The sequence below is a fragment of the Bradyrhizobium sp. Rc3b genome (genome assembly GCF_900114915.1).
Classification (GTDB): domain Bacteria; phylum Pseudomonadota; class Alphaproteobacteria; order Rhizobiales; family Xanthobacteraceae; genus Bradyrhizobium.
This window is the reverse complement of the sequence record NZ_FOUS01000013.1, coordinates 1-19,264: the sequence shown is the minus strand read 5'-3', so window position 1 is coordinate 19,264 and position 19,264 is coordinate 1. Positions and strand designations below refer to the sequence as shown.

Annotated in this window: 21 protein-coding genes and 1 pseudogene; 9 read left to right on the top strand and 13 right to left on the bottom strand. The window is 62.0% G+C overall.

The features are described from left to right. Nucleotides 1–2: 2 nt before the first annotated feature. Complete coding sequence (locus BM190_RS28020) at nt 3–995, top strand: 3-hydroxybutyryl-CoA dehydrogenase (RefSeq protein ID WP_092260870.1); 993 nt, start codon at nt 3–5, stop codon at nt 993–995. Here BM190_RS28020 and BM190_RS28015 read toward each other — a convergent pair. From BM190_RS28015 to BM190_RS27990, 6 genes are all read right to left on the bottom strand, one after another. Continuing rightward, a complete protein-coding gene (locus BM190_RS28015) occupies nt 992–2,038 on the bottom strand; it encodes a 2,5-dihydroxypyridine 5,6-dioxygenase NicX family protein (RefSeq protein ID WP_092260868.1) in 1,047 nt (348 codons plus the stop codon). The genes BM190_RS28020 and BM190_RS28015 overlap by 4 nt on opposite strands. A 37-nt stretch (nt 2,039–2,075) precedes the next feature. Beyond that, nucleotides 2,076–2,840, bottom strand: a complete 765-nt coding sequence (locus BM190_RS28010; RefSeq protein ID WP_502687013.1) for an ABC transporter permease — start codon at nt 2,838–2,840, stop codon at nt 2,076–2,078. Further along, entirely contained in the window at nt 2,840–3,625 is a 786-nt protein-coding gene (locus BM190_RS28005) for an ABC transporter permease (RefSeq protein ID WP_092260864.1), read from the bottom strand. Before BM190_RS28005 ends, BM190_RS28010 begins: the two co-directional genes overlap by 1 nt. Further along, nucleotides 3,622–4,467, bottom strand: a complete 846-nt coding sequence (locus tag BM190_RS28000; protein ID WP_092260862.1) for an ABC transporter ATP-binding protein — start codon at nt 4,465–4,467, stop codon at nt 3,622–3,624. The genes BM190_RS28005 and BM190_RS28000 overlap by 4 nt, the downstream gene beginning before the upstream one ends. A 116-nt stretch (nt 4,468–4,583) precedes the next feature. Further along, nucleotides 4,584–6,278, bottom strand: coding sequence for a dihydroxy-acid dehydratase (ilvD, locus tag BM190_RS27995; protein WP_092260859.1), 1,695 nt, complete (start codon nt 6,276–6,278; stop codon nt 4,584–4,586). A gap of 80 nt (nt 6,279–6,358) precedes the next feature. After that, nucleotides 6,359–7,342, bottom strand: a complete 984-nt coding sequence (locus BM190_RS27990) for an ABC transporter substrate-binding protein (protein ID WP_092261201.1) — start codon at nt 7,340–7,342, stop codon at nt 6,359–6,361. A gap of 168 nt (nt 7,343–7,510) precedes the next feature. On the opposite strand from BM190_RS27990, the gene BM190_RS27985 reads away from it, so the two are divergent. Then, nucleotides 7,511–8,419, top strand: coding sequence for an NAD(P)-dependent oxidoreductase (locus BM190_RS27985; protein WP_177237328.1), 909 nt, complete (start codon nt 7,511–7,513; stop codon nt 8,417–8,419). Between the two features lie 25 nt (nt 8,420–8,444). Here BM190_RS27985 and BM190_RS27980 read toward each other — a convergent pair whose 3' ends face one another. The 6 genes and pseudogenes from BM190_RS27980 to BM190_RS40705 form a co-directional block, all read right to left on the bottom strand. Next, complete coding sequence (locus BM190_RS27980) at nt 8,445–9,008, bottom strand: flavin reductase family protein (protein WP_092260855.1); 564 nt, start codon at nt 9,006–9,008, stop codon at nt 8,445–8,447. Between the two features lie 9 nt (nt 9,009–9,017). Continuing rightward, entirely contained in the window at nt 9,018–10,223 is a 1,206-nt protein-coding gene (locus BM190_RS27975; protein ID WP_018319226.1) for an acyl-CoA dehydrogenase family protein, read from the bottom strand. A gap of 156 nt (nt 10,224–10,379) precedes the next feature. Further along, on the bottom strand, nt 10,380–11,648 hold the full coding sequence (locus tag BM190_RS27970; RefSeq protein WP_177237357.1) for a CaiB/BaiF CoA transferase family protein: 1,269 nt from the start codon (nt 11,646–11,648) through the stop codon (nt 10,380–10,382). 240 nt (nt 11,649–11,888) lie between these two features. Further along, the gene (locus tag BM190_RS27965; RefSeq protein WP_092260853.1) at nt 11,889–12,317 is read right to left on the bottom strand and encodes a GNAT family N-acetyltransferase; all 429 of its coding nucleotides are present in this window, start codon (nt 12,315–12,317) and stop codon (nt 11,889–11,891) included. Nucleotides 12,318–12,378: 61 nt separating this feature from the next. Beyond that, a complete protein-coding gene (locus BM190_RS27960) occupies nt 12,379–12,678 on the bottom strand; it encodes a hypothetical protein (RefSeq protein ID WP_092260851.1) in 300 nt (99 codons plus the stop codon). After that, nucleotides 12,675–12,869, bottom strand: a pseudogene (locus BM190_RS40705) (hypothetical protein); the annotation flags it as partial. The pseudogene BM190_RS40705 and the gene BM190_RS27960, both read right to left, overlap by 4 nt. 522 nt (nt 12,870–13,391) lie before the next feature. Here BM190_RS40705 and BM190_RS27950 point away from each other — a divergent pair. The 3 genes from BM190_RS27950 to BM190_RS27940 all read left to right on the top strand — a co-directional run bounded on the left by BM190_RS27950 (nt 13,392) and on the right by BM190_RS27940 (nt 15,789). Next, the gene (locus BM190_RS27950; protein WP_092260849.1) at nt 13,392–13,592 is read left to right on the top strand and encodes a hypothetical protein; all 201 of its coding nucleotides are present in this window, start codon (nt 13,392–13,394) and stop codon (nt 13,590–13,592) included. A gap of 72 nt (nt 13,593–13,664) precedes the next feature. After that, the gene (locus BM190_RS27945; RefSeq protein ID WP_092260847.1) at nt 13,665–14,009 is read left to right on the top strand and encodes a response regulator; all 345 of its coding nucleotides are present in this window, start codon (nt 13,665–13,667) and stop codon (nt 14,007–14,009) included. Nucleotides 14,010–14,250: 241 nt separating this feature from the next. Next, nucleotides 14,251–15,789, top strand: coding sequence for an FAD-dependent monooxygenase (locus tag BM190_RS27940; RefSeq protein WP_092260845.1), 1,539 nt, complete (start codon nt 14,251–14,253; stop codon nt 15,787–15,789). Nucleotides 15,790–15,909: 120 nt separating this feature from the next. Here the strand turns inward: BM190_RS27940 and BM190_RS27935 are convergent, their stop codons facing one another. Further along, nucleotides 15,910–16,662, bottom strand: coding sequence for a hypothetical protein (locus BM190_RS27935; RefSeq protein ID WP_092260843.1), 753 nt, complete (start codon nt 16,660–16,662; stop codon nt 15,910–15,912). Nucleotides 16,663–17,143: 481 nt separating this feature from the next. Between BM190_RS27935 and BM190_RS40700 the strand changes: the two genes are divergently transcribed. The 4 genes from BM190_RS40700 to BM190_RS27915 all read left to right on the top strand — a co-directional run. Further along, entirely contained in the window at nt 17,144–17,314 is a 171-nt protein-coding gene (locus BM190_RS40700) for a hypothetical protein (RefSeq protein ID WP_177237327.1), read from the top strand. A 126-nt stretch (nt 17,315–17,440) separates the two neighbouring features. Then, complete coding sequence (locus BM190_RS27930) at nt 17,441–17,878, top strand: YybH family protein (protein ID WP_092260841.1); 438 nt, start codon at nt 17,441–17,443, stop codon at nt 17,876–17,878. Nucleotides 17,879–18,012: 134 nt separating this feature from the next. Continuing rightward, a complete protein-coding gene (locus BM190_RS27925) occupies nt 18,013–18,429 on the top strand; it encodes a hypothetical protein (protein ID WP_244550751.1) in 417 nt (138 codons plus the stop codon). A 605-nt stretch (nt 18,430–19,034) separates the two neighbouring features. Further along, nucleotides 19,035–19,264 (top strand): transposase (locus tag BM190_RS27915; protein ID WP_177237326.1); only part of this gene is annotated, 230 nt, incomplete at its 3' end.

The following is a 19,264-nucleotide window of genomic DNA, read 5'->3' as shown; positions in this document are numbered from 1 at the left end:
CGATGACCAATCGCGCCAACATCGTCTGTCTGGGGGCTGGCCGCATGGGGCGCGGCATTGCCGTCGCTTTCGCCTACGCCGGGCATCAGGTCACGATGATCGACGTCAAGGCGCGCTCCGCGGAGGAGTTTGCCAAGCTGGAGGCGGACGCGCTCGGTGAGGTCGCGAAGACCTTTGCCAGCCTGTCCAAGCTGGGGCTGCTGACGGAGGCGGATGTCGATCCGCTCGTTGCGCGCGTCTCGGTAGTGCCCGCCAACCAGAGCGGGGCAGCGCTCTCCGAGGCCGGTATGGTTTTCGAAGGGGTTCCGGAGGTCGTCGAGCTCAAGCGCGAGGTGCTTGGGTCAGCCTCACGGCAGGTCCGACCCGACACGATCATGGCATCGACGACGTCGACCATCCTCGTCGATGATCTCTCCGGCGCGATCGTGAATCCTCGCCGCTTTCTCAACGTGCATTGGCTCAACCCGGCCTATCTGATTCCGCTGGTCGAGGTTTCGCCCGGCAAGGCCACCGATCCGGCAATCGTCGCCGAGGTCAAGGGACTGCTCGAAGGCATCGGCAAGGTTCCGGTCGTCTGCGCGGCGACGCCCGGCTTCATCGTTCCGCGCATCCAGGCGCTGGCGATGAACGAGGCCGCACGCATGGTCGAGGAAGGCGTCGCCAGTGCCGAGGAGATCGACAAGGCGATCCGCTACGGTTTTGGCTTCCGCTACGCGGTACTCGGACTGCTCGAATTCATCGACTGGGGTGGCGGCGATATCTTGTACTACGCCAGTCGCTATCTCGAAGGCGCGCTTGGCAGCGACCGTTACCGCGCGCCGGACGTCATCTCACGCAACATGCATGAAGGTCGGATCGGGTTACGCACGGGTGTCGGCTTTCTCGACTATTCGGGCATGGACGTTGACGCCTATCGCGTAAAGCGGCTTCAGGCCATGGTGGATCTGCTGCACCATTTCGACCTTGCGCGTCCACCCGTGCTCGACCGCAATTAGCCGAAGACGTCCTGCAACACGCCTTCGCGAACGACCGCGACGCCATCGAGCTCGATGGTCGTTCCCATCATCGGCAGATCGAAATGCCCCGCCGTGTAGCGGCCGGCGAACTCGTTCGCGCCGGTCGAGAACAGGAAATTGCCGGAGACGGCCCGAATCTCGGTGCCGTTGGTGTCGCGCTGGTCATACATCGAAAGCGCTTCATAGCGCGCACCGGGGTTCATGCCGAAGCCGACATGCGACACGGCATATGCCTCGCGATCGCCCCAGGCGGCGAGATAGGCGCGCATCATGGCGGCATCCGTGCCTTCGCCTTCCAGCTCGACGACATAGTCGTCCTTCAACGTCATCTTCACAGGTGACGTCAGGTAGCGCTTGAAGGTGAGATTGATGTCGCCCGGCGCCATCACCAGCGTGCCGTTGATGGTCGCGCTCTTGGGGAAGCTGACGACGATTCCGCCTGGCCAATGCGCCAGCGTGCCGGGCTTGTCGGTCCAGCCCCAGACACCGACCGTGGACGCGCCGACCATATCGACATCGAGCGCGGTGCCGGCCTTCGAGGTCACCCGCATCCGCTTGGTCCCCCGCAACATCTTCGCCGCCGCACGAACGCGCTTCTCGAGCGCAGGATCCGGCACCATCCGCTCCAGCGCTTCGGGATGCTCGTTCGAGATCACCAGGATCCGCGCACCGGCTTTGAGGATCTCCGGCGTCTCCACCGCGTGCATCAAGCCTTCGATGGTGCAATCCACCACGAAGCCGGCCTGCTGAAGTGCGCTGATGACTGGCCCAAGCTTCTGGATCGCCTCGCTCGCCCCCGTTGAGCGAACCGGAACGATATTGCGGTTGCGCGGTGTGGGCATCACCACGTGAAACGGCCGTGCGCCCATACGCAGCAGCGCGAGCTCCGCCAGATGCACATTCAACGCACGCGACTGGGTTTCCGACAGGATCGCCGCGGTATCGCCGGCCTTGACGGCGCAACGTTCAAAGATCTCGCAAAATGCGTCGATCCATTTTGCCTCGATGCGATCAGCCAGCATGGTTCACTCCCGGTCTTCTGGTTTCTTCTTGGTCGGTTCACGCCTCAGGAAAGCCCCGCAGCAGGTACGAGCGCAACGCGCCGAGCAGGCCATTCAAGATCAGGCCCAGCAGCGAGATCGTGATCAGCGGCACGAACATGTCGACGGCCTGAAAAGTTCGCGCCGCGGTCACGAGCGCGTGCCCCAATCCGTCCGTCGACGTGATCATCTCGGCCAGAAACACCACGATGCAGGAAATGACAAGCCCGATCCGGCATCCGGTCAGGATCGACGGCATCGCCGCCGGCAGTACCACCTTGAAGAGGATTTCGTAGCGCGGCGTTCCCGCCGCCATCGCCGACCAGATCAGCTTCTGTTCGACGGTCGACGCGCCGTAATAGGTCGAGAGCAGAATGGGAAAGAGCGCGTCCGCGGCTACCAATGTGATCTTCGACCCGTGGCCGAATCCGAGCAAGAGCAGAAGTGCCGGATAGAGCGCGACCTTGGGCAGCGGCGCCAATACGCGGACGATCGGCCGAACCACGGCATCGATCGCCGGATTGGCGGCGGCGGCAATGCCGATACTGACACCCAGCACGACGGCAATCGCGAAGCCTGCAAATAGCCGGACCAGGGTTGCGGCAATCTCCTGCTGAAACGTCCACGTCACGAGTTGCTGGAGCAGCCGGCCGAAGACGAAGCCAGGCGGCGGCAGCAAGACCGCGGGCGCGAAGCCGAATGATACCAGGCCTTGCCACAAGGCGATGACCAGCACGATCGGGGCAATGCCGAGAAGGACGCTTGCGGAGAGAAGGCGCGACATCACGAAAAACTCAGCGGCATGTCGAACTGAGGCTCGGACCAACGCACGAGTCTGGCCCGAACCCTTTCAAAAATCGCGTCGAGACAGATACCCATCGCGCCCACGATGATGATCATCGCAAAGACGGTGTCGTATTGGCCCATGTCGAGCGCGTTGAACAGGATATTGCCGGCGCCGGACTGGCGGGCGATCATCTCACTGGTGATCATCGTGATCAGCGCCAGCACCAGTCCCGTGCGGCAGCCGGTCAGGATCTCCGGCAGCGCCGCGGGCAACACGATCCGCACCAGGCGTTGCGCCGGCGAAAGCCCCATCGCGGCACCTGACCACAGCATCTTCTCTTCGACGGCCTTGGCCCCCTCGAAGCTGTGATAGATCACGGGAAGGCTGACGCCCAGGAAGATCACCAATGTCTTGGTGACGTCGCCGACGCCCAGCCAAAGCATGATGATCGGCATCAATGCCGCCTTCGGCACCGGATAAATCACCATCAGGAGCGGATTGAAAAAGGCCGCGACGCCGCGGCTGCGTCCCATCAGCAGGCCCAGCGGAATCGAAACCAGCACCGCCACACCGAACCCGATCGCCATTCGGCGAAGCGAGGCCAGGATGTTGATGAGGGATTCCTTATCGCCGAGAATATCCGGAATTGCCCGGATCGCCTCGGTTGCCGTCGGGAGGCTGTCGTTCTTGAGCGCAAGCGATGCAACCTGCCACACGGCCAGCAACCCGATGCAGGCCAGCACCGGAGCGGCCCGTCTGAGCAAGGTGGCCGACGACATCATGATGCCGACCCGACTTCGTCGCTTTCATCGAACATGCGCTCGATATCGACGACGTACTTCTGATAGCGGGGGTCGAGCAACAGTTCGTTGCGGCGGCGCGGTCGCGGCAGATCGATGTCGATCACCTCGCGGATGCGGCCGGGCGATTTCGACATCATCACGACTTTGTCCGAGAGAAAGACGGCTTCGTCGACCGAATGGGTGACGAACAGCACCGTCTTGCGGTCGCGCTCCCAGATGTTGAGAAGGTCGTTCTGCAGCCGCGTCCTTGTGTGCGCGTCGAGCGCACCGAACGGCTCGTCCATCAACAGCACTTCCGGATGGTAAGCGAGCGTGCGCGCCAACGCCACGCGCTGCTTCATGCCGCCCGACAATTCCTTGGGGTAGAAGCTCTCATAGCCCTTGAGGCCAACCATTTCGATCAAGGCCCGGCTTTGCGCTTCCGCTTCGGCGGCGCGCACTCCTTGCTGACGCGGGCCATACATCACGTTGCCCAGCACGGTCTTCCAGGGAAACAGCGCAAATTCCTGGAACACCGGTCCGCGATCCGGACCGGGACCCGTGATCGCATGTCCCTTGATCTTCGCCGAGCCGCTGGTCGGACTGACAAAACCGCCGACGATATAAAGCAGTGTCGACTTGCCGCAGCCGGACGGCCCAAGGATGGAGACGAAGGCGCCCTCCTCGATCGTCAGCGAGATCTCGGAAAGCGCCACATGATCCTTGCGCGCCGAAGTCTGAAAGACCTGCGAGACGAGGTCGATCTCGATGATTGCAGAAGCCGGCTCTTGTGATCTCACCGGTCTCACCCATTCGCTCGATCTCGCAGGCACTATCGTCATCCCGTCTCACTCGCGCGAACATTCCTCGACGAACCTGCTGAACGTTCTCCGCCAGCGGCACGAGCTTAGCAAGAAACCTGCCAGACAGGCGGTCGATTTCGCACCCGTACGGTGCGTCATTCGAACCAAGGCCATTCTGCCGGGCCTTCATGCGTCACGGCTCCGCCCGGCGCTTGCCCAACCAGTCGCGCATACTTTGCGAGCGCGCCCGCACGGTGACGCGGCGGACGTTGCTTCCAATCTCGTCGCCGCGCGGTGAGTTCCTGCTCATCGAGCAGCACATCCATCCGCCGGTTTGCGGCATCGATCCGGATCCTGTCACCGTCGCGAACGAGCGCCAGCGGACCACCAACAAATGCTTCGGGGGCCACGTAGCCGATGCACATGCCGCGGGTCGCGCCGGAGAACCGGCCATCGGTGATCAGCGCCACCTTTTCGCCCATGCCCTGCCCGTAGATCAGCGCAGTGACGCCGAGCATCTCGCGCATGCCGGGGCCGCCGACCGGCCCCTCATTGCGGATCACGAGGACCTCGCCCGCCTTGTAGCTGCGGTCACGAACCGACGCGACGCAGGCTTCCTCGTCCTCGAAAACGCGCGCCACGCCTTCGAAGAATTGACTCTTCAAACCTGCGACCTTGATCACCGCACCGTCGGGACAAAGATTTCCCTTCAGCACCGCCACGCCGCCGTCAGGCATGATCGGCGCGCCCGCCGCGTATACGACTTCTCCATCGGGCGCGTTGGCGGTGCCATATTCTTCGGCAAGTGTCCGGCCGGTGATGGACAGGCATTCGCCATCGATGTGCCCGCTCTGGATCAGCTCACGGATCACGACCGCCGCGCCACCGATGTCGTAGACATCCTTTGCGGTGTATTTGCCCCCGGGGCGCAGATTTCCGATCAGGGGCGTCCTGGAGAAGACCTCGCCCACATCGTCGATCGTGAACGCAATGCCGGCCTCATTGGCGATGGCGGGCAGATGCAGCGCGGCGTTGGTCGAACCACCCGTCGCCGCAACGATCGCCGCGCCGTTCTCGAGGGACTTCCGCGTCACGATGTCGCGAGGCAACGGCCCGCCGCGTTCCAGCATCTCCATGATCAGGCATCCGGCGCGCCGAGATATCTGCGCACGCTCGGCATAGACGCCGGGCACCATCGAGACGTTGGGGATAGTCAGGCCCATCGCCTCCGAGACCATTCCCATGGTGTTGGCGGTGAACTGGCCGGCGCACGCGCCGATCGTCGGCAAGCAGGCACGTTCGATCCGCTCCAGCGTGGCGCCGTCGATCTCACCCGTCATGAAGCTGCCAACGGCCTCATAGGAGTCGAGCACCGTCAACGTGCGCCCGTCCACGCGGCCCGGCAGCGCGCTGCCGCCATAGATGAAGATGGAGGGCACGTTGCAGCGAACCATGCCCATCATCACACCGGGAAGCGTCTTGTCGCATCCGCCGTATCCGATCAGCGCATCGTAGGCCAGACCGTGGACCACGGCCTCGATCGAGTCGGCGATCAGTTCACGCGAAAACAACGAGAACTTCATTCCCTCGTGGTTCATGCTGATGCCGTCAGAAACCGACACGGTCGAGAATTCACGCGGCGTGCCGCCGGCCTCCTCGATGCCCGTCTTGGCCGCGGCCACCTGAAAATCGTGGGTCATGTTGCAGGGCGTCTGCTCGCCCTTCATGCTGACAACGCCCACCATCGGCTTGGCAATCGCAGCGTCGTCGAGCCCCATCGCGCGCATGAATGCGCGGTGCGGGGCCCGGTCGAGACCGTCAGTCGTGACTCGTGATCGCAACTTCTTCATACGTGCATCTTCTTCGTGCCTCGTCCCGGATGACCCGGGACGCCCGCGAGCACCTGGCTCGGATCACCCGCCTGGTGGCCTTACTGCAGCGGCGCGACGATCGTCGGATGCTTGAACTGCGCAACATCCAGCTTCGGCAGCATTCCGGTCTCGGCGTAGATGTCCAGCATCTTCTGGATTGCCGGGAAGTTCGGCGCCGCGCCTGGATCACGGCCGAAATCGTTATCCTTGAGCAGGTAGGTCTCGAGCACCGGGAGCGGCGCCTTCAGCACTTCATTGACGACCTTGAGAGTCTCCTCGCGGTTGGCCAGCGCCTTTTTCATGCCCGAGGTGATGTCACGGACATAGGTCTTGACCAGTTCCGGGTTCTTGTCGACGAAATCGGCACGGCAGGCTTCCAGGATATGCACGATGTTCGGCATGGCCTGGGACAGCGAGAAGAGCTTCCTTGTACCGCCCTTTGCCTCCGCCCGCGCGGCGAACGGCTGGTTCATATTCACCGCATCGACGCGGCCTTGGCGCAGCGCATCCTCGGAGACGGCAAAGCCGACCTCGACCAGCTTGATATCCTTGGCCGGATCGACGCCATTCTGCTTCAGGAGCAGGTTGAACGGGCCTTGCGTACCGCCGCCAATCACGGAAATGCCAACCGTCTTGCCCTTGAGGTCGGCAATCGTCTTGATCGGCGAGTCATCCATCACGGCCCAGTAGACCGAGAAGCCGCCGGGCTTCTCGAACACGTGCTGCGCCACGATGTAGGCTTTGAGATTGCCGCCGACCACGCCATTGGCGAGGGAGAGCGGCGCCTGCGTCGCGCAGTCCAGCGCACCGGCTGCCAGGGCCTGCGTCATAGGCGCGGTGCCCTGGAATTGGGTCCATTCGATATTGTACGTCTTGCCGATATTGGGAAACTCAGCCGGGCGGCGCATCATCCAGTACTTCGATTCCTCGGCCGGGATCGTCCAGCCGACGCGGATCGTCTGCTGCGCCCATGACGGGCTTGCCCCCGCGCTCACGGCCGCTGTCGCCCCCAAAGCCAGGATCCATCTCGAAACGGTTCGCATCGTGCCCACTCCGCTGCTCCGGCGCCGACCGGCGCCACCCAACCCCGACCGGGCTCAAATCTTTCATGGTTCAAACAATCAGGCAAGCCATGCGAGCGCGGCGGTTTTGCCGTCCGATACGCAATGTATGGTAAAGCCACGTCGCGCTGCGACAGAAGGAGACAACCTATGGCTGATGCGAGCAAGCCAAACCCGCAAGGCGTCGAGAGGCTCGGCTATCTCGGCCTTGGCCTGATGGGAACGCCGATGACCCGACGCCTGCTCAAGGCCGGCCATCAGGTCACTGTCTGGAACCGTTCAGAGGGCAAGGTGGCTCCGCTCGCCGAGGCTGGAGCCAGGCGCGCAGTCACGCCTCGTGATCTCCTGACGAACTCCGATATCGCCTTCATGTGCGTGACGGATGCCGCGGCCGTCGAGGAGGTGATCTTCGGGCCTGAGGGGCTGGCGGCAGCGCCCGGCGCAGGCAAGCTTGTCGTCGACTTCTCGTCGATACATCCCGACGCCGCGCGCGATCTGGCAAAGCGATTGAAAGCCGCCAATGGCGCCGGCTGGATCGATGCACCGGTTTCCGGCGGAACGAAGGGCGCCGAGGAAGGTACCCTTGCGATCATGGCCGGCGGAGAAGCAGACGAGATCGAGAGGGCTCGCCCCTACGTGCTGGCCATGGCGCGCAGGTTCACCCACATGGGCCCGACCGGCGCCGGCCAGACCACGAAACTCTGCAATCAGGTGATCGTGGGATGCGCGATGGCCGTGCTGGCAGAAGCCACGCGCCTGGCCGTCAACGCGGGTATTGACGCCAATCGCCTGCCCGAAGCGCTCGCCGGCGGCTTCGCGGACTCGATCCCGCTTCAGCTTTTCGTGCCCAGAATGGTCCAGGGCATTCACTCGCCCCCGCTCGGTCATATTGCCACGATGCTCAAGGATCTCGATACGGTCGCCGACGTCGCGCAGGCAACGTCGACGCCGGTGCCGATGGCCACGCTTGCGGGCCAACTTTTCCGGCTCGCGAAGGCCGCACGCGGCGCGGAAGCGGACGCGCTGGAGATTTACAAGCTTTCAGCGGCAGAGCGCTAAGCTGTCGAGCGCGATCTGAAGCACGTCAAGGCGACGTCTTGCGCTCGTCATCTGCGAGGAATCGGCCGAACGTCCCCCGCGCGAAGAGCAGCGGCTCCTTCGCACCGTAGGTATAGGCCTCGACCGCGCCGAGAAAGATCACGTGGTCGCCGCCATAATAGCGATTCACGGAGCGGCATTGAAAGTTGGCGACGCTCTCCGCAAGCACCGGCGCTCCGCCGAGGCCCGGCGTCCAATCCACACCTGTGAACTTGTCGTCCGACGATTTGGCGAATTTTGCCGCAAGTACCTGCTGCGAAGCGCCAAGCACGTTGACGGTGAAATGGCTGGCGTTCTGGAAGATGGTCAGACTAGAGGAATAGACGACCAGGCTCCACAGGACCAGTGGAGGGTTCAGCGAGACGGAGGCAAACGAATTACAAGTCAGTCCGTAGGGCTTGCCATCAGGCGCTGCGGCCGTGATGATCGCCACGCCCGTTGCATAGGTTCCGAGCGCGTTGCGAAAGTCGCGAGGATCGATCGACGAGCTGTCGCTCGCGAACTCGTTGGCGGGATCGGGAGCGCCGGGCTGCTGCGGCAGATCATTCATCGGCCGGCCTCACAGCGTGAGATTTTCGGACGGCAGGCCCAGCGCCACCCGTCCATAGTTGGTCCCGGCCGCATCGAAATTGAATGCGAGATGCGAGTTGATCGCGTGCGCATCGCGGAATTGCCGCTGCAACACGCCGGTCGTGAACAGACCGCGCGCGCCGCTCGCGGCAAACAGCATCGAGACCGCGTCCGTGCACAGGTTCACCGAAAAAGATCCGTCGCGCCGATAACGGGTCTTGGTCGCCATGCCAGGGATGTGACCAAGCCGCGCATCCTCCATGGCATCGAGGCACGCCGACCGCATGATCAGGCGCGCGGCGTCGATCTTCGCCGAGGCTTCCGCGATCTTGATCTGGGTGCTTTGAAAATCGCTCAATTTGGCCCGGTTGTAGGTTGAAATACGATGACGTGCGACCTCCGTATAATCGTCGAGGCACGCTTGCGCATTCCCCAGCGCGACACCGGAGAGGACGTATGGAAACAGCGAGAACACGGGCAGCGTATAAAGCGGATTTGGATTGACCGTGCTTCCCGGCGTCGGGCCGCCTGAGAGGTCGCCGACGGCGACTGTCATATGGTCAGCCACGAAGACATCCCTGACCTCCACGTCGCAGGACCCCGTCCCGCGCAGTCCCGCGACGTTCCAGGTGTCCAGCACGCTGTAATCGCCTTTCGGCAGCAGAAAGATGCGATACTCGATGCCGTCCGCCTCGTCGTCGGAATAGACCACGCTTGCAAGCATGTTCCATTCGCAGGAGGCAACGCCGGAGGAGAATGGCCAGCTGCCGCGCAGCTGATAACCGCCCTCGACTCGCGTGGCGCGTCCGGCGGGAAAAATGAACGAGGATGCGATCAGCGCATCCGGATCACGGCCCCAGACCAGATCCTGCGCCTTTTGCTCGAACATGCCGAGCATCCAGTGGTGGCTCGCCAGATTGGCGAGATTCCACGCTACCGACGCATCCGCCTGTCCGAGCAGCTCAGCGCAGTCGACAAGAGCGACATAGTCGAGCTCAGCACCGCCGATCCGTGCCGGTTGAAGCATCCGGAACAGGCCGGCTTCATGGAGGTCCATCTCGGTTTCCGACGGGAGATGCCGCAGCTCCTCCGTCCGCGCCGCCCGCTCTCGTAGTCTCGGCACGAGGGCCCGGGCCTTCGCGATCATCGCCGCATAGGCGCTTTCGCCGGCTTCCGGCCCGGTGGGCTGACCCATGCTCGGCTTTCGACCAGGCGCCATTCGTGTCCCTCACTTTGGCGTATTTATGCGGCTGGCCCCTTACCAAATCAAGTCAATGCGGCCGGCAGGCATCATGAAGCATCGATTCCGATGCCGCGCGATGCCTGTTGCCAGCGGACTAACGGCTCCGGCTTAAACCGGAGTCGAAGGTTTGCCCGAGCCAAAGACGCCCCTCCGGGTAAACTCCGCGATCCGACGCTCGTCATAACCGAGCATGCTGCGCAAGACGTCCTCGGTATGCTCACCTAACAGAGGGGCCGCAACGGGATCGATCGCGCCGGTCAGGCTCATGGTAATCGGCGGCTCGATGTTGGGCACCCATTCCGCTGTACGGTGCGGAATGCGACTCAAGCGATGGCGCTCGCGAGCCTCTGGCGCATTGAACCCCTCCTCGACCGTCCGGAGATAGCCGACCGGAATATTGGCCAGCTTCATTTTCGCCATCCAGTTCTCGAGCGTATCGCTGGCAAAGACCTCTGCAATGGCTGCCCGCAAAAGCTCCTTGTTCTCAGAACGGGCCTTGCGCGTGGCAAACTGCGGATCGGTGATGAGATCAGGCCGGTTCAGCACCTCGACCACGAGCCGGCGATACAGCCGATCGTTGGCGCAGGCCATGTAGAGCGGCCCATCGGAGGCCTCATAGACGCCGACGGTGGGAGACCCGCTCGGCGAATTGCCGAACCGGCCGGGGTTTTCGCCATTGATGAGATACGCCATGCCGTAAAAGCCCGTCATCCCCATCGCAACGTCGAACAAGGCGACTTCGACATGCTGCCCGCGACCGAGCCGGTCCCGCGCCAACAGCGCCATCAGGATGGCGTTACAGGCAGACATCCCCGTTGCCATGTCCACGATGGGCGGCCCGGTACGAACCGCTGGGCCGTCGGCAAATCCGTTGAGCGACATGAAGCCGCTCTCCGCCTGCGTGATGGGATCGAAGCCAGGGCGGGAGGCGAACGGTCCGGAGCGTCCGTAGGCGGAGATCGAGCAATAGACCAGCCGTGGATTGAGCGGAGCGACCGCCTCATAGTCGAGCGCGAACTTCTTCATGACCCCGCTCGAGAAATTCTCCACGACCACATCCGCCTTGCGGATCAGATCCAGCGCGATCTCACGGGCCTCCGGCACGGCAAGGTCGAGCGCAATGCCGCGCTTGTTGCGGTTCAAGCTGAGATAGGCGGCGCTTTCCCCGCCAATTTCGGCGTGCTCGTAGGCGCGCGTGTCGTCGCCGCCGTCGGGATTTTCGATCTTGATGACGTGCGCGCCAAAATCGGCGAGCGTCTGCGTGCAGGCTGGGCCGGCGACGACACGCGTGAAATCGATGACCAGCAGACCGTCGAGCGCACTCGGCCCTTCCGTCGCTCGCGACGAACGTTCCGGCAATTGAGGCTTGGTCGGCATCGATAGCGCTCCCTTACATCGGCTTGTGGTCGCCGAATTTCCTGCAGGAGCAAGCTTAAAGCCCGGCGCCGCCAACTTCGCAAGGGCCTCGCTCGCTTCACCTGAAACGCAAAAACGGCCCGGCAGCGTCAAGCTGCCGGGCCGTTAGATATTTGAGCGTATGGAGGCTGCGCGCATCTTGCGCAGCAATTCTAGTCTGAGAAGGTCACGTTCCGCATCACGGGAAACCACTCCAATTGCTCAGCGCAGCCACTTTCGCCAATAAAGCGTATGCGACCAGGCCCAGGGCGATTCGGGCTCGTACAGCCGATAACCCGCATGGATGAAATTGTTGGCAGATACGGGATTGTCCGTCGTATCGGAGACGATGCTGTCCCATCCCAGACGCCGCCCTCGCGCCTCGATCGCTCGCATCAGCCTGAGTTGAAGTCCCCGCCCCCAATGCTGCTGCAAGACCCCGACCCGGCAAAAATATCCGCTGTTTCGCGCATGTGTCGACGGCACAACGCCGGCGAAGGCCACCGCGTCATCATCATGGTAGGCGAGCCACCACGTACCCGATTCGAACTGCGGCAGGGCCGCCCCACCGAAGAATGTCAGCCGGTGCAGATCGCCGAGAACCTCGGCAGTCTCATCATCGTCGGCATCGACGATACGAATTCTGTACATGGGATACCTATTGACGGGGTAATCGGGAGTGCGCGACCTGCGACTCCGTAGCGGTCGAGGCTCACTTGCCCAGCACGACCTTGACACCAAGCCAGACCGCACCCATCAGACCGGTCGCAATGACTGTGATCACCGCCTTGAAGGTGTAGCTCTGCGCTTGTTCCACGCTCTTCCGCCAGCGCCGCAGGTGCTGGAAGTCAGCTCTGAGCTCTTTCCGGTCATCGTCTTCGATCCCGAACGAGGCCAGGACCGATGCCACCGCCTTCAATACGATGGCATCGACGCTCTCCTGCTGAACTCGGTGCTGCTCGGCCAGTGTCTCCGCGACAATCGCCCGGATCTCCTCGTCTTGAATCTTCACCGCTTGATGATCCTCGCAACATTCTCGAAGCCGCGTTTGGCGAAATAGAAAGAGACGACCAAATTGGCCGTGATTGCCGCAAATCCCGCCAAAGCGTCAGTCGAGCCAAATCCAAGGACCTTGTCCCAGACCAGCAGCTTTGCGAAGTAGAGCGCCACGCAATAGCCCATCAGCTTGTCGGGCTCGTGCCCGCGAGCGATATCAGATAGGCAGTCATCATCCCTCCATAAGAAAGAAAAAAGGCGCGGCAGATCGCGCCAGGCGAGGCGCGATCGTTTCGGGCGCGAACCCTATCTCCGTGTCTTCCGGAGACCGCAGCGGCGCGGGCAACTGGCCCCAGCGCCGCGGGCCGGCACGTTCGCGCGTGCACGGCCGGCGATGGTTCGGACGGCGGCGCGCCGATCGGCGCTCCAGGTTTGACGAGTGCGTGGCCGTAATGCGCCGCCGCCGTCCGATCTCGGAAACCGAGATGAAAAAACCCGCAGCGGATGTGCTCCGCGCGGGTGAACCAAACTCGTCTCGATGATGTCACTATGCCGGTGTTTTGCCCGACGTGTCAAAGCCCCGTTGAAATGAAACAGCCCGCTGCAGACATTCTCCGCGCGGGCTGAACCACACTTCTTTCGATGATGCCAATATGCCAGTGTTTTGCCCGACGCGTCAAACGAACTTACCGGCCCGGCGAAAGTTAGCCGATCAGGAGGATCGGTGAGATGACATCTGAGAAGACGTCACCAGAGACATCGCGACAATTGCCCGGAGCCAAGCCGCGCATCGACAAGGAGCGCGAGACGCAGGAGGCGATCATCGAAGACGCAGGCGAGACAAAGGAGAGCGATCGCGATCTCGTGCACGGCGATGGCGGCACCATCGACATTCCCGCCAAACCCGGTGATTTGTCGAAGGACGATTAGGCGGACCGGCGCCCGGGCGGGAACTTATCCGATGAGAGGCGCGTTGAATGCTTCGTCAGAAGGAACGTTCCTGTGAGCCGCACTGTCCTGGTTGTTGACGACGATCCCGCCGTCCTCGACGTGATCGTTGGCATGCTGGAAGATCTCGGCTGCGAGGTGATCAGCGCCCAAAGCGGCCTGGATGCACTCGAACGGCTCGAGCAGAACCAGGACATCTCCATCCTCATCACTGACATCAACATGCCGGGCATGGATGGTCATGAACTGGCCGAGCTGGCCAAGCGCGTCCGCCCGGAGCTGAAGATGCTGCAATTGTCGGGTCGCGAGCCCCGGCGCGGCGGCCTTCCGATGATCAGGAAGCCGTTTTCGTTCGAGGAGCTCGCCGACATCATGCAGCGGACCACCGGCATCAGCTGACCATCCGATGCCGCAAAAGAAAACCCGCCGCAGATTGCTCCGCGCGGGCTGAACCAAACTCTTTCGACGATGCCTTTATGCCGGTGTTTTGCCCGACGTGTCAACGCGGCGAACGCGGAGGAGGAAGTCCCTCCTCCCAACTCGATATGTGGTGCGCAACGGGCTTGCTTCAAGTCCCCGCCTCTGCCGTAGAACCCCCGACCCGGGAAACATCCAGAGCAACCAGCCGAGGGGTCACGACATGCCTGTACTGCTTCCGACGTCCCGTTCACGCCGCCGGCCACAGGGAGCCGACGCGCGGAACCAGATGCCGCCCGACCATGCCGTGGTCATCGCCGGCGGCGGCCCGACCGGGCTGATGCTGGCCGCGGAGCTCGCGCTCGCCGATGTCGACGTTGCCGTCGTCGAGCGCCGTGCCGAACAGGCACTGGTCGAGACGCGCGCCGGCGGACTGCACGCACGCACGATTGAGCTGCTCGATCAGCGCGGCGTCGCCGACCGTTTCCTGCGCGAAGGGCAGCGCGTCCAGCTCGCGGGCTTTGCCTGGACGCGGCTCGACATCAGCGACCTCCCCACAAGGCACGCTTACGGGCTGGCGCTGCGGCAGAACCACATCGAGCGCATCCTGGCGGACTGGGTCGAAGAGCTCGGCGTGCCGATCTATCGCAATGTCGAGCTCACGGGCTTCGCACAGGACGAAACCGGCATCGATGTGACGCTCGCCGGCGGTGAGACGTTGCGGACAGACTATCTCGTCGGCTGCGACGGCGGTCGCAGCCTGGTGCGCAAGGCCGCCGGCATCGATTTCGCCGGCACCTCACCGACGCTCAGCAACCTCATGGCCGAGGTCGAGATGCGGGAGGCGCCGGAATTCGGCCTGCGTCATGATGCGCTCGGCTTTCACGGCCTCAGCAAGACCGAGAGCGGCCGCGTGCTGGTCGTCGTGACGGAAGCAACACTCGCGCGCACCGGCGAGCCCTCCTTGCGCGATCTCAGCGACGCGCTCGTCGCGGTCTACGGCGCCGACTTCGGACTGCAAAATCCCGCCTGGATCTCCCGCTTCACCGATGCGGCACGCCAGGCCGTGACCTATCGCAAAGGACGCGTGCTGCTCGCCGGCGATGCCGCGCATATCCATCACTCCGTCGGCGGGCAAGGCCTCAACCTGGGTGTACAGGACGCCGTCAATCTCGGCTGGAAGCTGGCGCAGGTGGTGAAGGGCGTCTCGCCGGACAGCCTGCTCGACAGCTACCATGCCGAGCGCCATCCCGTCGGCGCGCGCGTGCTGCGCAACACCATGGCGCAGATCGCCCTGCTCCGCCGCGGCGACGACGGCCTCAAGGCCGCGCGCGACACCGTCGCCGAACTGCTAGGCATGGACGAGCCGCGCAAACGTTTTGGCGCGATGATGAGCGGGCTCGACATCCACTATGATCTCGGCGAAGGCCACGCGCTGCTGGGGCGGCGCATGCCGGATCTCGATCTGACGGTCGAAGGGCAGAAGCTAAAGCTGTTCACGCTGCTGCACGGGGCGCGCGGCGTGCTGCTCAATTTCGGCAAGCGAGGCGGCATCGACATCGGCCCCTGGAAGAACCGGATCGATGTCGTCGATGCCCGCACCGATTGCGTATGGGAGCTTCCGGTCATCGGCCAGGTCGCCGCCCCGGGCGCAGTGCTGGTGCGGCCCGACGGGCACGTCGCGGGGGTGGGAGCTGAGAGCCAGCACGGGCTTGAGGAGGCGGTGAGGCGGTGGTTCGGACCGGGTGCGGCGGCGGCGTAGCGCCGTACTCCTGAATTGGGCGCTAGTTCGGCGGCCCCTGATGTCCGCTCGTCTCTCCAGACGAGCACAAACAGCGGACATCATCGAAGATCGCCGATGGGCCAGTTGCGGTCACCCTCCTTACTCGCGCAGAACTGCAGCAGCTTGATCGACGAGATTGGTATTGGCCGCAAGTTTATGCGAACGCGCAAAAACGATCCGAGACGTAGCAGGTATCTCGGCTTCGGCTCTACCGTCTTGGCCGATGAGGATCAATCCGGCGCCGCCATTTGCTACATTCAGAATAATCGGGTCCCCGCTCCAGGTCATGATCGGCTCCATTCCGATGATGAGGAACTCGCCTATGGGCTGGTCGAAATATTGGATGCGCAATTGTGGTCCGACCTCTGCCGGTGCGAGTTCAAAGCCGAGTTTTTGAGCACGTGAGTAGAGGTCAGCTAACGTCACACTATCGCTCGTGAACCCGAGTTGCGTCGGGGAGACGAGTGCAAGCTCCATGTCTGTCTTCTGAGAAGCAGTAATAAAGGACGGTCGGGCAAGGATTTCGCCCGCTTGGCTGCCCACACTGCATCGCATGCTGTCCATTGCATCGCGCAGCTTAAGTGAGTCGGCGAACGTGCCTATTGCAATTGTCTTCCATATCGCAAGGTCGCGCTCGGATTTAATAAGCCGTTGAGGCGCTTCGGACGCGCGTGTCTTGAATTTCAGCTGTCTCTCCAAAACATCGCGAGCTGCGCACTGGGCCTGCGCCGTACTGCTTGCGAGCTGAAGGATGCAAACTGAAAGGATTAAAACAACTAAGTAGTGGCACGCTGTGCTTCTGTTGTGACGATTGACTGAAGTGCATTGGGTTATGCTTTTTGGAATAGACATGGCGGAATCACTTTTTCGATCAAGCTGACAGAAAAAGCCCGCCTCCGAGTCAAGGGGAAGAACGGAGGGAAATGACGTCCATGAACATTCCCCGGCCGCTTTTGAAATGCGTCCGGAGGCGGGGCCTATGGCTTCAAGAATTCCAATTTCCAAATTGCAGGCTGCAGTCCGTAAGCCTGATCAAGCCTGCCCATCAGAACTAAGGCACGATGTGAATGAAGCATAGCAATGTGGTTGCATCCGCTCAATATGCCAAAAGTCTGCTACGGATCGTTAGCGCGGCTTGGAGGGTCGGCCGGTTGCTTCCGGTCTACCCCAACGAGTCGACAACTGGGGACGCCGCCCGAACCTCGCCTTCGGTCCAGAAGCGGTGATAAGCGCGGGGATTTCCGGCCCAGGCAGTATGTGCGCCGTCGCTCTCTCCCATTTGTCAACGTGGCTGACGGTAATCGCCCGGAATTGCTGTTGCGCGAACTATTGGATGGAGTCTTCCGGCACCAGCCATGATGAACGTGTCTTCGTAAAACTGGTCGTGGTGGTGAAGTTCGGCGCATGTGTGACCGGCTGCATTAGCGGTGTCATGGCGCGCGATATGGACTTCGAGGTGAACGGCGCCGTTGAAGTTACCATCGCCTGCACCTCTTCCCTATGAACCAATGGCCGGCCGCAGCGCGACCGGCGACGGTGTCGTCATGCTGGCGGGCGCGCAGCCGCGGTAGACGATTGGACTGATGATCTGATCAATCGGAAAAGGAATTATCCAACAGAGGAGTATCCTATGAAGTTGGCTCAAATATCAGCGCTAGTCATTTGTCTGCTCGGCGCGCCGGGAATTTCGTTGGCCGCGGACGCCAAGGGGGACGTGCAGCAGGCTTACGCCGCTTGGGATGCCGCATTCAACAAGCACGACGCGAAAGCCATCGGAGCTTCCTATGTCGCGACGGCAAAATTGATGCCGCCCACACATCAGGTGGCGTCAGGTCCGGCTGAGATCGAGAGTTTCTTTGCCGGTCTCTTCGCGAACGGTGTGACGGGTCACAAGTTGGAGATGATCGACGTCGGCGGAGACGACAAGGTTGTATTCGGCACAGCAAAGTGGAGTGCCACGGGTAAGGACAAGGAGGGCAAGCCATCTCCGTTGGGCGGTTTGGCGATGCACGTATTCGAACGCCAGGCCGACGGCTCGCTGAAATTGAGGCTGCAAACATTCAACTAAAGCGGTCGAAGCTTCATCGGTCCGGTGAGGCGGCAGCCTCACCGGACACCAAGGGCTACTTGTCCCGGTGCGGCGCCTTGAACCTTCGTGCGATTCCGATGACCCACTCACGTGGGCAGGAAACGGAGGTTTCCATGACCAGTTCCAATGGACGCCAAGTGCATCTTTATCGGTTGATGGTAGCACGCACGGTGGGATTGTGTGCGGTCACATCTTTCAGCATCAACACAGCCCATTCACACGACCTGATGCGACCAGAACTGAACGCTTGGTTCAAAAGTCTCAAGAACAAGGCAGGTGAGCCGTGCTGTGATGGAGGGGACGGCCAATATGCGGAGGCCGAGTGGGATACAGCAAAGAATGGCTATAGAGTCCTTCTGAAAAATCCGCAGCGGCCAAGCGAACGCGGGCAATGGTTTGACGTGCCAAACTCTGTCGTGCTCAACCGGCAGAACCTCAGCGGCAGGGCGATGGTTTGGTGGTGGCCAACCTACGCCGATGGAAGAATGACTCCTTTGTGGCGCTGCTTCATTCCCGGACCGGAGGGATGATCCTCCTCCCTTGGCAAACATAGCATTTTGAAGTCCGCTACGAGTCAGAAGCAGTAATGCTATGGCCGACTAGAAGATTTCGGGAGCATCGAATCTCCGCGTGCTCTGTCGATGTCGTAAGCATCAAACTGGATGGTTTTCCCGAAACCCTTACTTGGGTGGGTGCAAGCCCGGCGAGGTCAACCAATCGCTTAGATGCGCGCCGGTCTCAGCAATCCTGGCTCGCTTAAGCAAGCCCTCACGTTCCTTGCCAGCGGGCAAGCGGCTGGCCCGCTCTTTGAGCTTAATGGCCTGTTCGGCCATTCGTTCTTCAAGGGAGCGGGTCTGCTTCACTCTTTTGCGGCGATCTCCCATGGCGCGGCCCCTCGAAAATTTACCGACCACTCCAAAACTGGAAAAGGTAAGACCGGTTCCCATACCGGGTGAGCCTAGTCCATCGGATATACAAATTGAGAATGACGGTAAGTTCGATATGGGTCAAAAGCTGCCGTGCCGCACCATGTTGCTAGGGTCCGCTGAGGGCCGATTTTGTTGCAAAAGTCGGTTGAGACGAGCCGGCAAGCGTGATTCCGTTGTGTTGACGCGAATCGCGACGAGGTCGATCCATGATGGGCCGTCTGAAGAGTGACCAAGGTCAACTGTTCTACGAGTTTCATCTTGGCGACGCGGTTCCCGAAGATCATCTGGTGCGGAAGATCGACGCTGCGCTCGATCTGTCGTGGCTTCGCAGCGAAGTTGCTCCTCATTATTCGTCCATGGGTCGCCCGTCGATCGATCCGGAGCTGATGATCCGGATGCTAGTCGTGGGGTATGTCTTTGCGCTCCGCTCGGAGCG